This window comes from Salinarimonas ramus (assembly GCF_014645695.1).
In the GTDB taxonomy this organism is placed as follows: Bacteria; Pseudomonadota; Alphaproteobacteria; order Rhizobiales; family Beijerinckiaceae; genus Salinarimonas; species Salinarimonas ramus.
Genome location: NZ_BMMF01000007.1, coordinates 152,519 through 167,800 on the forward strand (window position 1 = coordinate 152,519; position 15,282 = coordinate 167,800).

General features: G+C 72.6%; 11 protein-coding genes. 4 read left to right on the forward strand and 7 right to left on the reverse strand.

Annotated features, from left to right (window positions below; genetic code table 11):
• Window positions 1-56 precede the first annotated feature (56 nt).
• The 4 genes from IEX89_RS13265 to IEX89_RS13280 all read right to left on the reverse strand — a co-directional run bounded on the left by IEX89_RS13265 (window position 57) and on the right by IEX89_RS13280 (window position 5,363).
• Window positions 57-1,496: an exopolysaccharide biosynthesis polyprenyl glycosylphosphotransferase gene (locus IEX89_RS13265; protein WP_188913714.1), complete on the reverse strand. Its 1,440-nt coding sequence runs from the start codon at window positions 1,494-1,496 to the stop codon at window positions 57-59.
• Window positions 1,497-1,891: 395 nt separating this feature from the next.
• On the reverse strand, window positions 1,892-3,220 hold the full coding sequence (locus tag IEX89_RS13270) for an O-antigen ligase family protein (RefSeq protein WP_188913715.1): 1,329 nt from the start codon (window positions 3,218-3,220) through the stop codon (window positions 1,892-1,894).
• On the reverse strand, window positions 3,217-4,191 hold the full coding sequence (locus IEX89_RS13275; protein WP_188913716.1) for a glycosyltransferase family 2 protein: 975 nt from the start codon (window positions 4,189-4,191) through the stop codon (window positions 3,217-3,219). The genes IEX89_RS13270 and IEX89_RS13275 overlap by 4 nt, the downstream gene beginning before the upstream one ends.
• Window positions 4,188-5,363 carry a glycosyltransferase gene (locus tag IEX89_RS13280; RefSeq protein WP_188913717.1) on the reverse strand — a complete coding sequence of 392 codons (1,176 nt, stop codon included), beginning with the start codon at window positions 5,361-5,363 and terminating at the stop codon, window positions 4,188-4,190. The genes IEX89_RS13275 and IEX89_RS13280 overlap by 4 nt, the downstream gene beginning before the upstream one ends.
• A 275-nt stretch (window positions 5,364-5,638) precedes the next feature.
• On the opposite strand from IEX89_RS13280, the gene IEX89_RS13285 reads away from it, so the two are divergent.
• Genes IEX89_RS13285 through IEX89_RS13295 form a run of 3 tightly spaced genes read left to right on the forward strand, consistent with a single transcriptional unit; the run spans window position 5,639 to window position 8,663 of the window.
• Window positions 5,639-6,484, forward strand: coding sequence for a family 16 glycosylhydrolase (locus IEX89_RS13285; protein WP_188913718.1), 846 nt, complete (start codon window positions 5,639-5,641; stop codon window positions 6,482-6,484).
• Window positions 6,481-7,503: a glycosyltransferase family 2 protein gene (locus IEX89_RS13290; RefSeq protein ID WP_188913719.1), complete on the forward strand. Its 1,023-nt coding sequence runs from the start codon at window positions 6,481-6,483 to the stop codon at window positions 7,501-7,503. Before IEX89_RS13285 ends, IEX89_RS13290 begins: the two co-directional genes overlap by 4 nt.
• Complete coding sequence (locus tag IEX89_RS13295) at window positions 7,500-8,663, forward strand: glycosyltransferase (RefSeq protein WP_188913720.1); 1,164 nt, start codon at window positions 7,500-7,502, stop codon at window positions 8,661-8,663. The genes IEX89_RS13290 and IEX89_RS13295 overlap by 4 nt, the downstream gene beginning before the upstream one ends.
• A 37-nt stretch (window positions 8,664-8,700) precedes the next feature.
• Here the strand turns inward: IEX89_RS13295 and IEX89_RS13300 are convergent, their stop codons facing one another.
• The 3 genes from IEX89_RS13300 to IEX89_RS13310 form a co-directional block, all read right to left on the reverse strand.
• Window positions 8,701-10,956, reverse strand: coding sequence for a GumC family protein (locus tag IEX89_RS13300; protein ID WP_188913721.1), 2,256 nt, complete (start codon window positions 10,954-10,956; stop codon window positions 8,701-8,703).
• Between the two features lie 43 nt (window positions 10,957-10,999).
• Window positions 11,000-12,010 (reverse strand): UDP-glucose 4-epimerase GalE, encoded by a 1,011-nt coding sequence (gene galE, locus IEX89_RS13305; RefSeq protein ID WP_188913722.1) that lies wholly within the window; start codon window positions 12,008-12,010, stop codon window positions 11,000-11,002.
• Window positions 12,011-12,120: 110 nt separating this feature from the next.
• Complete coding sequence (locus IEX89_RS13310; RefSeq protein ID WP_188913723.1) at window positions 12,121-13,200, reverse strand: glycosyltransferase; 1,080 nt, start codon at window positions 13,198-13,200, stop codon at window positions 12,121-12,123.
• A 278-nt stretch (window positions 13,201-13,478) separates the two neighbouring features.
• Between IEX89_RS13310 and IEX89_RS13315 the strand changes: the two genes are divergently transcribed.
• Window positions 13,479-15,278 carry an ABC transporter ATP-binding protein gene (locus tag IEX89_RS13315; protein WP_188913724.1) on the forward strand — a complete coding sequence of 600 codons (1,800 nt, stop codon included), beginning with the start codon at window positions 13,479-13,481 and terminating at the stop codon, window positions 15,276-15,278.
• The last annotated feature ends 4 nt before the right edge of the window (window positions 15,279-15,282 follow it).

The following is a 15,282-nucleotide window of genomic DNA, read 5'->3' on the forward strand; positions in this document are numbered from 1 at the left end:
TTCTCGAAGCGTCAGCCGAGGATCTTGAAAGAGAAAGCCGCCCTCTCGGGGCGGCTTCAGTAGGCGTTGTCGTCCTTGAGCACCACGAGGGCGGTGCGGACGATGATCCGCAGGTCGAGCCAGAGCGACCAATTGTCGATGTACCACAGATCGTGCGTCACGCGCGCCTGCATGTGGCCGACCTCGGGCGTCGCACCGCGATGGCCGTTGACCTGCGCCCAGCCGGTGAGCCCGGGCTTCACGTGGTGACGATCGGCATAGGCCTCGATGAGGCCCGTATAATACGCGTCGTGCGCCATGGCGTGGGGCCGCGGGCCGACGAGGGACATCTCGCCGCGCAGCACGTTCACGAGCTGCGGCAGCTCGTCGATGCTCGACGCCCGCAGGAAGCGCCCGAGCGCCGTCGTGCGATCGTCGTCGCGGGACGCCTGGCGCACCTCCGCGCCGTTCTCGGCGCAGCTCATGGAGCGGAACTTCAGGATCTGGAACGTCCGACCCGAGAAGCCCCGCCGCGTCTGGCGGAAGAAGACGGGGCCGGGGGAATCGAGCTTCACGGCCGCGGCGACGGCCACGAGCAGCGGCGCGAGGAAGAACAGCATCGTCGCCGAGACCGCCACGTCGAGCGCCCGCTTCTGCAGGCGGTCGGCGAGGTCGAGGGGCGCACGCTGGATCTCGTAGCCGCAGGCGAAGCCCGCATCCACGCTCGCGCCGCGCAGGACCTCGGAGGCGTGGTCGTCCGGGAAGAGATAGACCGGGACCGGCAGCTTGCGCAGCTCGGAGCGCAGGCTGCGGAAGCGCGGAGCGTCGCTCCAGGGCGTGAACAGGTAGACGGCGTCGAGATCGCGGGCCGCGAGCGCCTCGCGGCAGGCCTCGACCAACCGACGGTCCGGACCCTCGTGATAGGAGAGGGTCGCCGCCGGGTCGACGCCATTGCGGCGCAGGTTCGCGCGAAAGCGCTGCGCCGCCCGGTCGTCGCCGTCGTGGATCACGACGACGCGGCGGGTCGCGAGGCGCATGCCGCGCAGCTGGCTCTGATAGCCCGCGAGCGCCGCCTGACGGAGCGGCAGCATCGCGGCGATGCCGACGACGAAGGCGAGCGAGACCGTCCCGCGAGAGGCGTCGCTCGTCGCCTCGGTCAGGAAGGCGATCCAGCCGATCACGAAGAAGGCGGCGAGCCACGCCCGCAGGAAGCTCGCGGCGCTGTCGAAGCCGCGCTGCATGGTCGCCGCGGAATAGCCTCGCGTGAGCGCGATGCCCGCGACCGTCAAGAGCCCGAACTCGGCACCGAGCACGACGGCGTCGACCGGCTGCGTGCGGCCGCGGCTCAGGAGGTCGTGGAACATCACCTCCGCGCTGACGAAGGCGAGCATGGCGAGCAGGACGTCGAGGCCCGCGAAGGCGATTCCGGCGAGGTAGTGCGGCAGGTAGGCGGGGGGCTCGGCGGCTCTCGCTCTGGCGGCGATAGCGACGGCGCGCCGGTTGACCGATGTCGGCATCGAGATCCTCGCGGGGAGAGGCGATCCGCTTTCGGAACGCCGTGAATGGAGTATGTCGGAGCCGCGGCCTCGTGACGCCTCATGGCATCGGGCGCGTCGCTCCGGGGCGTGCGGCCGGTCGAACGCGACGAACGGGGACGTGTTCCCGCCACGACCCCCGGAAATGCTGCAATGCATGAATTTGTCGGAACGGTTTAAAAAGGTTAACATGCTTTCGTTACGGTAGCGTGCCTAAGCTGGGGGAACGCCGACGTGTTCGTGATCTTGATCGCAGCCGCGATCTCCGGGGTGATGGCCTTCGTGGTGGGGCTTGCGGGGTGGTCCCTCGCCACGGCGCTCGTGGCCGCGCCGGCGGCGGGGAGCCTCGCCGCTCTGGCTACGGGCCTTGCGCTCGCCTATCGCCGCCGGCGCCGTGGCGTCGACGAGCGCTCGGGCGCGCGCGGCTCCGTTCGGCGCTGACGCAACGTCGGCTCGGCCAGGCGCCGGGCGAGCGTCGCGTGGACGAGGGCGTAGAGGAAGAGGCCGAGCGAATATTCGACCGTGAAGTCCACCTCCAGCGCCGAGCGCAGGGCGAGGTAGGCGAAGGCGGCGACGATCCCCGCGTCGGCGGCCCGCAGCCTGTCTCTGGCGATGCCGCCCGCGAAGAGGCCGAGGACGCGCCCGAGCAGGATCGCGTGCGCGGCGATGCCGAGAAGGCCCGTCCCCGCGAGGATGTCGAAGAAGGCGTTGTGGTGGTGCCAAGCGGCCGTGGGTGGCAGGTGGAAATATTCCAGCACCTCCACGGCCGGCGGATAGTAGGGCACGAAGAAGCCGCGATACCCCACCCCCAGCAGCGGCGCGCTGGTGAAGTTCTCCCAAGCGAGCTCCCAGAGCAGCGTGCGCCCCGTCAGCGTCGGATCGCGCCCCACCGCCACCATCCAGCGGGTGACGAGCTCGAACTCCGCGACGAGCCAGAGCCCCATCACGGCGGCGAGCGTCGCGCCCATCACGATCGCCGGCGCCAGCACGGAGCGGTGGAAGACCCGCGTCGAGAGGAAGGCACCGGCGAGCGCCAAAGCCGCGCTCGCGCCGACGATGGCGCCGAGCGAGCGCCCCGCGAGCAGGAAGGCGAAGCCGAGCGCGACGGAGGCGAGCCCGTAGGCGCGCCCCATGGGCCCGCCGGCCGCGCATTGCCCGGCGCCGAGCATCACCAGCGCGCCGACGACGAAGGAGTAGTTGTTCTTCGAGGAGAAGATCCCGACGAAGGCGATCTCTCCCGTATGCCCGACATAGTGATAGGCCGGAAACGCGACGCTGAGCGCGAGGCCGGCCCAGATGGCGAGGCTCGCGATGCGCATGAGCGCGAGGAGCGGCAGCGACAGGGCCAGCGCGTAGAAGACGAGCGCGCTCACGGCGTATTGCGTGCCGTACCAGATCGTCTCGCGCGGGTGCAGCGACGTCGCCGCCGAGGCGAGGGCGACGAGGCAGGGCAGGAGGAAGATCGCCGTGTCGGCGGCATGCGTCGTGAGCCGATCGCGGGCGAGGAAGAGCACGCACATGCCCGCGCCCGCGAAGGCGAGGACGCCCAGACGCCCGAGGACCGGGATCAGCACGGCGGCGCCGAGCACCACCATGCCCAGCAGCACGATCGCGTGCGTGCGCGACAGGACGAGCGCCGGCCCGCCTCGGCGCGGGGGCGCTTCGCCGGCGCTCCCCGTATGGAGCGCGCGTCCGGCCGCGCTCATCGTCCTGCTCCCGCGGGGGCGCCCGGCCGGCGCGGCATGCCGCGCTCGCGCAGATGCGCGAGGCATTGCCCGGCGACGTGGCGCAGCGTGTCCGCGTCGGCGCAGGCGGCGCGCACCGCGCCGCCGAGGGAGCCCGCCTTGTAGTCCTCGACGAAGCGTGCCCACGCGGCGCGCCGACGGGCGCCCGCATGGTGCAGGACGAGCGCCTCGCGCGTGCCGGGATCGCAATCCGCTGGCAACCGCGCGAGGGCGGCGGCATCGGCGTCGCGAAGGGCCTCGAGATCGACGGCGCGGTGGCGGGCCGTGAGCGACTGGGAATGCACGGCGTAACGGTAGAGCGGCGCGCTCACAATGCGCCAGCGCGCGCCCGCGAGGAGGCAGGCGAGCGCGAAGGTGTAGTCCTCCGCGAAGCGCATCGTCTCGGGATAGGCGAGCCCGTGCCGCTCGAGGAAGGCGCGCGAGACGACGGGCTTGAGGAAGCCCGCCCCGCGGCGGGGCGCGCGCGGATCGGGAAGATCTGCCAGCGCGAAGGCGGCGGCGTCGAGGGTCGGCGGCAGCCCGCCCGGCCCGAACATCGGTCCGAGGTTCTCGCCGGTGTCGCCGTCGACGAGGAGGAGATCGTCGCAGACCATGTCCGCGCCGGTCTGCTCGGCATGGGCGATGAGAGTCTCGAGGCGCGTCGGCTCGAAGGCGTCGTCCGCGTCGAGGATCGCGACGAAGCGCCCGCGTGCAGCCGCGATGCCCGCGTTGCGCGCCCGCGCCGGGCCGCCGTTCTGCGGCAGGTCGATGATCCTCAGGCGCGGATCGCCCTCCCCCCTCGCGCGAGCGACCTCGCGGGTGCGATCGCGCGAGGCGTCGTCGACGACGATGACCTCGATCTCCCGCAGGCTCTGGCCGAGCGCGGAGGCGATCGCCGCGCCGATGCTCGACTCGGCGTCGTGCGCGGCGACGATGACGCTCGCGGCGATCATGCCCGCTGCTCCGGCGCCATACGCTCGTGCGCGAGATCGGCGGCGCTGCGCGAGCCCTGCCAGGAGACGAAGCGGCGTCCGGCGACGGCCCGCGCGACGCCCCATCCCGAGGCCGCGAGGAAGGCGACCAGCACGACGATGCGGCGCGCCCGCACGTCCGCCGCGGCGGCGAGCGCCACGAGGGCGAGCCCGAAGAGAGACAGCGCGACGAAGGCCTGCGCGCCCACGAGCCGCCACAGGATCACGGCGCACAGCAGGCCGAGGAGCGCGAGCTGGAACGGCAGCAGCCAGCGCAGGTACTTGTGGAACAGGTAGAGCGCCTTCACCCGCGCGGGCAGCACGTGCAGGCGCTCGCGGTAGTGCAGGTGGGCGCAGAAGGAGTTGCAGGCGACGCGGACCTTGCGCGAGAGCTCCGAGCGCAGGCTCGTGCGCCCCACCTCGCAGGCGGCGAGCGCGGGCTCGAGCACGATGCGCCGGCCGGCGAGCAGCACGTCGTAGGCCATCGCCTGGTCGTCGGCCATGCCGGGCACGAGCGGGCGGATGCAGGCCGTGCGCACGACGCAGGCGCTGCCGTCGAGATGGACCATGGAGGCGAGGCGCGTCTCGAGCGCCGAGGTCTCGAGGTCCGAGCGCGAATAGCCGCCGAGCGCGCCGGCGAGCTCGCGGTCGTCCTGCCGGTTCTCGACGACGAGCTGCACCGCGCCGACCTGCGAATCGGCGAAGCGCGCCACCGCCTCGCGGGCGCGCTCGGGCGAGAGGAAGACGTTGACGTCGCTGAGCACCGCCACGTCCGCCGCGGCCCGCGCCAGGAGGCGATTGAGCCCCTCGATCTTGCCGATGCGCTCGCGCGAGGCGACGATCTCGACGCCGTCGGCGTCGCCCATCTGGCGTGCGACGTCTGCGGCGTCGCCCCCGTCGACGAACAGGATCGCGCGGCTTCCCGGCACGGCGGCGCGGCAGGCGGCGAGGTTCACGATCTTGCCGGGGATGTGCGCCTCGTCGGCGCGGGTGCAGGTGAGGAAGGCGACGCTGGCGACGTCGCTCGCCGCCTCGTCCTGGACCGGCACATCCGCATCGGGCATCCGGCGCGCGATGCGGCGCAGCGCCAGCCGATAGAGCGAGATCGTGGCCGCCGCGACGAGGGCGACGAGAAGAGCGGTCGTTTCGAGCATGAAAGGTCCAAGGGCGGGCCGGCAAGGGCGACCGGCGAGGGCGACTGGCAAAGGCGACTGGCAAAGGCGAGCCGGGTGGCGAGCGATCCGCACCCGAACGCGAAAGCCCGGACTTGGTTCGCACGCGCCTCGGCGCCTTTTCCCGCCACGCTTCGCGACGGGTCGCACCGGCCGCGGGATCGATTCCGCGCCGCACGCGTTCGCCCGCGGAAATCAGGCCTCCCCCACCGCGCCTCGCCTCCGAACCCGCGCCTCGCCTCAGGAGAGACATCCGCATGCGAAGCCCCGTCCTGCGCGCCGCCTCCCTCGCGGCCGCGCTCGTTCTCCCCGCCCTCCCCGCGACCGCGCAGGATTCCGAGGAGCGGACCGCGCCCGAGACGGCCATGCCCGAGACCGACATGCTCGAGACCGGCGGCTCCTTCCTCGACACGTTCGAGGCCGAGCAGCTCGACCGCGAGCGCTGGTACGTCGCCGAGGGCTGGGTCAACACGCCCGACCACGATTGCACCTGGAGCGCGACCGCGTTGAGCAAGCCGGGCGACCGGTTGATCTTCGAGATCGAGCGCGAGCCCACCGCCGAGCGCGACTTCGTCTGCGCCGAGGTGCAGTCGACCGAGGTCTACGGCCACGGCACCTACGAGGTGCGCATGCGCGCCTCGGACGCGCCGGGCACGCTCGCGGCGTTCTTCACCTATACGGGGCCCTATTTCGGCGACCCCCACGACGAGATCGACATCGAGCTGCCGGGTGCCCGACCCGAGAGCGTCGAGCTCAACACCTGGGTCGACGGCGACGATTTCGGTGGCCCCGACGAGATCACGCCCGGCTTCGACGCGTCGCGCGACTTCCACGACTACGCCTTCGAGTGGACGCCCGACGCGATCCGCTTCTTCGTCGACGGCGAGCAGGTGGGCGAGGTGACCGACCCGGCGCAGATCCCCACGAGCCCGGGCAAGATCTTCCTCACGCTCTACAGCGGGCGCGGCGCCTACGAGCCCTGGCTCGGCCGCTTCCGCGAGAGCGAGAGCGTGCCGACGATGGCGGTCGAGCGCGTCGCCTACACGGCGCCGGGCGAGCCCTGCCAGTTCCCGGAATCGATCGTCTGCGAGGGCGGGCGATGACCGCGACGCCCACCCGCTCGGCGCCCATCCGCTCGACGCCCGTTCGCTCCGTGGCGATCTGCGTGTGCAGCTACGAGCGCCCGGCGAGCCTTTCGCGCTGCCTCGCCTCGCTGGAGCGGCTCGCGACGCCGGCGCTGGCGGACGAGGCCGTGCGCATCGTCGTCGTCGACAATTCCCCCTCCCGCTCGGCGGCGGAGACCGTGGCGATCCACGCCGCCGCGAGCCGCTTTCGCGTCACGGGCGTCCACGAGCCGGCGAAGGGTCTCTCCCGGGCGCGCAACGCCGCCATCGCCGCCGTGCGCGCCGGCGGCGAGGACGCGTTCGCCTTCATCGACGACGACGAGGTGGCGACGCCGGGCTGGCTGGCCGCGCTCCTCGCGACGCTGGAGCGCACGGGCGAGCCCGCGGCCGTCGGGCCGGTCCACCCGATCTTCGAGGAGCGCCCGCCCGAATGGGCGCTGCGCGGCGGTTTCTTCGCCGACGTCGACCCCGACGGCGCCCTCCATGCGCGCGAGGGGCGGACGAACAACGTGATCATCCGCCGTGCGGCGCTCGACGAGGCCGGCATCGGCTTCGATCCGGTCTACGACGAGCTCGGTGGGGAGGACACCGCCCTTTTCCGCGCCCTCGCCGCGAAAGGCTGGCGCATCGCGGTCGCGCCGGACGCGATCGTGCACGAATGGGTGCCGGCGCGGCGCGTGGCGCTCGCCTGGCTCGCGCGGCGCTGGTATCGCACCGGCGGGCTCGAGGCCCGCACGCATGCCCTCCCCTACGGCTCCCCGGCCGGCCGCGCGACGGCGCTCGCGCGTGGTCTCGCGCGCATCGGCGCGGGCGGCGCGCTCGCTGCGGGCACGGCGCTCGCCGGCGGCTGGCGCGACCCGAGCCGGCTGGTGCATCGCCTCTTCACCATCGCCCGCGGCGGCGGCCTCGTCGCGAGCGTCGTCGGGCGCGAGAGCCGCGAATACGCGACCCCGCGCATCGAGGCGACGCCCACCCGGCAGGAGGACGCGACCGGATGAGCACGGACGCATCCCTCGTCGCCCTGTTCGGCCACGACGCCTACGACAGCACCGTGCGCAAGCGCATCGCCGGCATCCGGGACGCCGGTCGGCGTGTGATCGGCTTCACCTTCGCGCGGCGGCGCCCGGAGGACTCGCGCGCACCCGAGATCTTCTGGGAGAACGTCGCGCTCGGCGAGACGCGGGACCGGAACTACGCGAAGCGCCTGCCCGTCCTCGCGGCGGCGCTGCCGCGGGTGCTGCGCCACGCGCGGGCGCTGCGCGAGGCGCGGGTGATCTACGCGCGCAACATCGACATGATGGGCCTCGCCGTCGCGGCGAAGCGGCTCACCGGCTCGCGCGCGACCCTCGTCTACGAGGTGCTCGACGTCCAGCGCGTCTTCCTGCGCGAGGACGCGGCGGGCCGCGCCTTCCGCGCCGCGGAGCGGCGGGCGCTGCGAGAGGCGGATCGGCTCGTGGTGAGCGCGCCGGCCTTCGTCGCACGCTATTTCGAGCCGATGCAGGCGTATCGCGGCCCCTGGAGCCTCCTGGAGAACAAGATCCCGGCCGCCCGCATCGCGGCGGCACCGGCGCGCTTCGCCCGCACGCTGACGCATCCGCCCCTCGACGGGCCGATCGTCATCGGCTGGTTCGGCGTCCTGCGCTGCGCGCGCAGCCTCGTCCTGCTGGAAGAGATCGCCGCGCGGCTCGGGTCGCGGGTGCGGATCGTGCTGCGCGGCAAGCTCGCGGAGGAGGACGTCTCCCGAGAGCGGCTGGCCGCGGCGACGGCGCGCTGCCCGAACATCGTCTACGAAGGGCCCTACGCGAGCCCCGACGACCTCGCCGACCTCTACGGCGGCGTCCACTACACCTGGGCGCTCGACTACACGGACGCGGGCGCGAATTCCGACTGGCTCCTGCCGAACCGCCTCTACGAGGGCGGCTATTTCGGTGCGCCGACCCTCGCCCGCGAGGGCACCGAGGTCGGCCGCCGGGTCGCTGCCGACGATCTCGGCCTCGCGCTGCCGGAGCCGCCGGTCGAGGCCGTGTGCGCCCTCGTCGAGGGCTGCGACGCGCCCGCCTACGTCGCCCAGCGCGAGCGTCTCCTGGCGCGGCCGCCCGCCGCCTTCGTCGACGAGCACGACACCGCCGCGCTCCTCGACGACCTGGAGCGCGGCTGATCCATTCCCGTCCGAACGGTTTTCTCCGCCCCGCGGCTCACGCGGCGGCGCGGCTGCGCCGGCGCGAATAGCCCTCGTCCGTCGGCCTGTGGCCGTGGGCGCGCATGGCGCGAAGCCGCGCCTTGTTGAGGACGCCGCCGGCGATGGTGGCGCCGTGGCGGCGCAGGCTCTCCGCCATCTCCTGCAAAGCCGGGCGGCTGGTGCTGCCCCATTGCGTGACGACCACGAACGAATCGACGAGCGGCGCGACGGCGTTGGCGTCCGGCACTGTCTCGAGCGCCGGCAGGTCGAGGATCGTCACCTCGTTCCGCTCGCGCGCCTCCTCCAGGAAGGCCCTCATGCGCTGCGAGCCCAGGAGGTCGGCGCCGCTGGGCGTGCCGGAGGGGTCGTTCTCGGTGGGGTCGCGCAGGCGTTCGATCAGGTCCTCGCTGCCCAGCGCCGAGAGCCGTCGCACCGGCGTGTCGCCCTCGGCGTGGCTGAGGGTGCGGGTGTGCAGGTTCGCGTCGACGAGGAGCGTCGTCTGGCCGCCCAGCGCGAAGAGGCGCCCGAGATTGCCCGCGACGGTGGAGGCCCCCTCCCCCGGCGAGAGCGAGGCGACGCCGATCACGGCGCCCTTGCCGCCGGGCGGCAGGCTGCGCGAGATCTGCGCCTTCACGCGCCTGAGCCCGTTGGAGAAGGGCGTGCCGGGCGCCGCTATGGCGTAGCCGAGCCCGTCCGCCGAGCGCCGGCTGAAGGCCTTGTCGCGCGAAACCAGAGGCACGACGCCGAGCGATTCGACGCCGGCGTCCTCCAGGTGTCGCGGCAGGCGCACGGCGCGGTCGAAGCTCTCGACGAGGATCGCCAGCGCGAGACCGAGCCCGCCGCCGAGGATCGCGGAGAGGACGAGGATGATCGCCTTGCGTGGGCTCGTCGGCGCCGTCGGCACGAGGGCGGGCGAGATCATGCGCGCGGTGAGGAAGGGTGCGCTCTGCTGCTGGATGACGTCGGTGTAGCGGCGCAGATAGCTTTCGAAGGCGGCCTGGAGCACGTCCGCCTCGCTCTCCAGCTGCTGCACGCGCACCCCCGCCTCCTCCGTCTCGTTGGAGCGGGCGATGAGGCGGGCCATCTCGTCCTGGAGATTCTCCTCGCGGGCGCGGGCGACGTCCGCCTCCGTGCGCAGGCGCGAGGCGAGGCGGCGCAGCTCGTCTCGAATGGCGTCCTCGGTGCGGGCGAGGTCGCGCCGCACCGCCGCGAGCGCGGGGCTGTCCTCCGAGAGGCGCGCGGCCCGCTCGGCCTCCTCGTCGGCGAGCTCGATCCAGCGCGCGCGCAATTCGGCGATGATCGGGCTCTCGCTGCTGTCGACGGCATCGAGGGCGATCTCGTCGCTCTCGAGCGCCCGCTCTATGCGTGCGACCCGCGCCTGTGCCTCCGCGGCCTGGGACGACGCCGCGACGAGGCGCTGGTTCACCTCGCCGAGCGCCTGCTCGTTGATGAGGCCCCGACCCTCGCCGGTGTCGACGATCTCGTTCTCGGCGCGGAAGCGCTGCACCTGGCGCGCGGTGTCGCTGAAGCGGCCCTGCAGCTCGGCGATGCGATCGCGCAGCCAGTCGGCGGCGTTCTCCGCCGCGTCGAAGCGTGCCTCCAGGCGATTGCGGACGTATGCCTCCGAGACGGCGTTGGCGATCGCCGCCGCCATCTGCGGGTGATTGCCCTCGTAGCGCACGTCGACGGCGCGCGAGGAGCCGAGCCGGTAGACCTGGAGGTCCTGCCGGATCGACACCGCCGCGCGCTCGCGCGGGGTGAGCGCCGTGCCGGCCGCGCCGGCCGCGTCGCCCGTGCCGCTCGTCGGCGCGCCGTCCTCGACGACGAGGGTCGGCGGCTCGGGCGCGAAGGCGGCGTCGAGGCTGTTCCGGACGGTGGCCCGCAGGCGCCCGACGAAGCCCGTGACCACGTCCGGGCGGTCGGGGATGAAGAGCGGATCCTCCACGAGATCGAGCGCGTCGACGACGGCGAGCGCCACGTCCTGCGAGCGGATGATCTGCATCTGCGTCTCGATGGCGATCATGCTCTCCGCGCTGGGCGTCGTGCCGGTGCCGAGGCGGCCCGCGTCCGTCTGGGGATCGTCGATGATCAGCCCCGCCACCGCGGCGAACTTGGGCTGCGCCGTGAAGGCGTAGAGCCCTCCGATGCCGATGCAGGCCACCATCGCGAGCGCGATGATCCACGCCCGCCGACGCAGGAACGCCGCGAGCGCCGGCAAGTCGATGCGCAGGCGGGGATCGTCTCCGGGGCGACCTTCGTCGAGGAACGGCATCGGGGGTCCTTGTCGGTTGGGGATCGGGTCTCGCGGGTGCCGGTCAGCCCGCGGCGGCGCGGGAAGCCTTCTCGCGCTCGTCCGGCAGGCGCGCCTCCCAGGCGAGCGCCTGGGACACGATGGCGTCGAGGTCGGCGAAGCGCGGCGACCAGGCGAAGGTCTCCCGCAGGCGCGTCGCGTCGGCGATGAGCGCCGCCGGATCGCCCGCACGGCGCGGCGCCGCGCGCACGGCGAAGTCGACCCCGCTCGCGCGCTTGACGCTCTCGATCACCTCGCGCACGGAGGCGCCGCGGCCGTAGCCGCAATTGAGGACGAGGCTCTCGCCCCCGCCGCGCAGATGCTCGAGCGCACGCAGATGCGCGTCGGCGAGATCGCTGACGTGGATGTAGTCGCGGATGCAGGTGCCGTCGGGCGTCGGATAATCCTCGCCGAAGACGTCGAGCGCGGGCCGGCGGCCCAGAGCCGTCTGGCAGGCGACCTTGACGAGATGCGTGGCGTTGGGCGTGCACTGGCCGATGCGACCTTTCGGATCGGCGCCGGCGACGTTGAAGTAGCGCAGGATGACGTAGTCGAGGCCGTGCGCACGCGCCGCGTCCTCGATCATCCATTCGCTCATGAGCTTCGAGCGGCCGTAGGGGTTGATCGGGTCCGGCGCCGCGTCCTCCGACATCATCGGCTGCGAGGGCTCGCCGTAGACCGCGGCGGTGGAGGAGAACACGATGCGCCGCACGCCGGCGCGCACGGCCGCTTCCAGCAGCGCGCGCGTCTTCAGCGTGTTGGCCTCGTAATAGTAGAGCGGGTTCGCCACGGAGGCCGGCACCTCGATCTTCGCGGCGAAGTGCAGGATCTCCTCGATCCCGTGCTCCGCGACGAGGCGGCCGACGAGATCCTGGTCGGCGACGTCGCCGACGACGAGCTGCGCCTGGGAGGGCACGCTCTCGCGCAGGCCCGTGGAGAGGTCGTCGAGCACGATCACGCGCTCGCCGCTCTCCACGAGCGCGAGCGCGGCATGCGCGCCGATGTAGCCGGCGCCGCCGGTGACGAGGACGGGCATGAGGTAACGATCTCCGCTGATGCGAGGAATGGCCGGAACGGACCGGCGTCGCGCACCGAACGCCGTGGGGCCCGACACGTTCCGACGGCCGAGCCTGGTCGCGCTCCGCCTCAGCCGGCCTGCGCCGCGGCGCGGCCCGGCCTGCGCGGGCGCAGCGCGACCAGCGCCCGCCGGTCGAGAGCGTGGCGCGGCGAGAGCGTCGCCGCGAAGAGGAAGAGCGCGCGCGCGACCGCGCGGTCGCCCCAGAGGTGATGTCCCGCCTGCTTCACGGCGGAGGCCGCCGCCTCCGCGCGCAGCGCCCGCGCCGCCCGGCGCCCGTAGCGCGCCGGCACGCGTCGCAGCGCCTCGCGCAAGAGGGGGATGGCCAGGCGAATGGCGTCCGGCTCCAGCCGCTCGTAGCCCTGGTAGAGATCGACCATCGCCGCCGCCACCTCCTCGTCGAGCGGGCGCTCGAGGTGGGCCGCGAGCAGCGCGCGGGGCGTGCGCAGGCTGGTGCGCCGGCCGGCGGCGCCGCGCGTCTTCATCACCGAGGAGCCGTGGACCCGGTAGCGCACGAGCGGCTCGGGGAGGTTCGAGAAGCGGGTGGTCTCGCGCAGGCGCGCCCACAGCGCGCTGTCCTGGGCGGAGGTGAAGCTCTCGTCGTAGCCGCCGGCGGCGTGCACGATGTCGGCGCGCATCATCACGCTCGGATGCAGCACGCTGCTCGTGAAGAGCTGGCGGGCGGCGATGATCTCGTGCTCGGGCGGCGGGGAGATCGTGGCGATCGGCGTGCCGTCCTCGCGCATGCGGGTGTAGGCGGTCCCGAGGACGCCGATCTCCGGGTGCGCTGCGAGATGAGCGACCTGCTTCTCCAGCCGATCGGGCGCGTAGGCGTCGTCGGCGTCGGCGCGGGCGATCAGCGGGGCGCGGCAGGCGCGGAGCCCGACGTTGAGCGCCGCCGTGACGCCGAGGTTCTTCTCGTTGCGGATCACCCGCACGCGGGGGTCGCGCGCGGCGTAGCCGGCGAGGAGATCGGGCGTCTCGTCGGTGCTCGCGTCGTCGACGACGACGAGCTCGAGATCAGCGTGGGTCTGCGCGAGGATGGTCTCCACGGCTTCGGAGAGGAAGCGCGCGCCGTCCTTCACGGTCATCAGCACGCTCACCGAGGGCTCGGGGCGCATCGGCGGCGTGGTCGTATCGGGCTTCGTCATGGAGGGCGCTCCGCTGGGCGAATGATGATCGCTCGCACTGGTGATCGCGATCCGGCGACCCCTGCGAACGCGTCGAGGCCGCCGATGTTCGTCTCTCGCAGCTGCGAAAAGATCGGGCGGCGGATGCGCGATCGCGCGGAACTCCGCGTCGGGAGTCGACTTGAACCCGGACCTCGACGCGGCCGCGGCCGCGCACCCCTTCCGCTCGTCCGTACGAACCGACCCGTCCTCCCGACCAGCCCTTCGATGGGCCGAGGATGCTTCGAAGAGGAGCCGCCGTGCTTCGGTCCATCTCCCATCTCTACGCCCTCCTGCGTCCGAAGGACCGTCGCAACGGCGCGATCCTGCTCGCGATGATGATCGTCGGCGCCGTCCTGGAGGTCGTCGGCGTCGCCGCGATCCCCGCCTTCGTCGGCATCGTCGTCAGCCCTGAGCGGCTCGCGAGCATCCCGACCGTGGGCCCCTGGCTCATCGAGCGCGGGTATGCCGGCTCGCCCTGGCTCGTCGTGTGGGGGGCGCTCGTCCTGTTCGCGATCTTCGCGCTCAAGAACGCCTTTCTCGTCGCAAACGCCTACGCCCAGGTGCGCTACATGCTCAATCGGCGCTGCGAGCTCGCCGATCGCATGATGCGCGCCTACCTGTCGGCGCCCTATTCCTTCCATCTCACCCGCAACACCTCCGAGCTCCTGCGCAACGTCGACCGCGAGACCAACGTCGTCTCCCAGCAGGTCATCGGCTCGCTGCTCGAGGTGACGACGAAGGGCGTCATCGCGGTCTCGATCCTCGGCTTCCTGTTCGTCGCCGAGCCGCTAATCACGCTCTTCTGGGGCCTGCTCTTCGCCGGCGTCATGGTGCTGATGCTCCTCGCCACGAGCCGCAAGCTGCAGGACTACGCGCGCGACGAGCAGGCGAACCGCAAGCAGTACATCCAGGCGCTCTACCAGGCCTTCGGCAGCATCAAGGAAGCGCGCGTGCTGGGCCGCGAGGGGCATTTCGCGAGCCGCTTCTCGGACGGCATCACCCGCACCGCCGTCGCCATCCGCTACAAGACCTTCCTGTCGCGCATCATGCCGCCGATGACGGAGATGCTCGCGATCACGGGATTGCTCGCGCTCGCGGTGACGCTGATCCTGCTCGAGCGCCCGACCGACTCGATCCTGGTCACGATGTCGCTCTTCGTCGTGGCGCTGGTGCGGCTGCGCGACTCGTTCAGCACGGTCATGTCGCGCCTCGCGGACCTGCGCTACAGCCTCGTCTCCATCGAGCCGGTCCAGAACGAGCTCTCGAAGCTGGAGACGCCCGCCTCGCAGGACCTGCAGAAGCTCCAGCGCGCCCCCGACAGGCTGCGCCTGCACGAGGCGATCCGGCTCGAGGACGTCTGGTACACCCACCAGCAGGCCGAGCGCCCCGCTCTGCGCGGCATCGACCTGACGATCCCCGCCGGCAGCGCCATCGGCCTCGTGGGCAGCACGGGTGCGGGCAAGTCGACCGTCGTCGACGTCGTCCTCGGCCTGCTCGAGCCCGATCGCGGCGCCATGCGCGTCGACGGCACCGACATTCGCGAGGCGGGCGTGCGGCGCTGGCAGGGCTCGATCGGCTACGTGCCGCAATCGATCTACCTGCTCGACGACACGATCCGCCGCAACATCGCGCTCGGCGTGCCCGACGAGGAGATCGACGAGAACGCGCTCGCGGCCGCGATCGAGGCCGCCCAGCTCGGCCGCTTCATCGATCGCCAGCCGCACGGGCTCGACACGGAAGTGGGCGAGAACGGGCTGCGCATATCCGGCGGCGAGCGCCAGCGCATCGGCATCGCCCGCGCGCTCTACACCGATCCCGACGTCGTCATCCTCGACGAGGCGACCTCGGCCCTCGACAACACCACCGAGCGGGCGGTGATCGAGGCGGTGGACGGGCTGCGCGGCAGCCGCACGGTGATCATGATCGCCCACCGCCTCTCGACGGTGCGGCGCTGCGACACGCTCTACTTCCTCAAGGACGGCCGGATCGAGGCCCGCGGCACCTACGACGAGCTGCGCGAGAGCCACGACGAGTTCCGCCTGATGGCGGCGGAGTGATCGC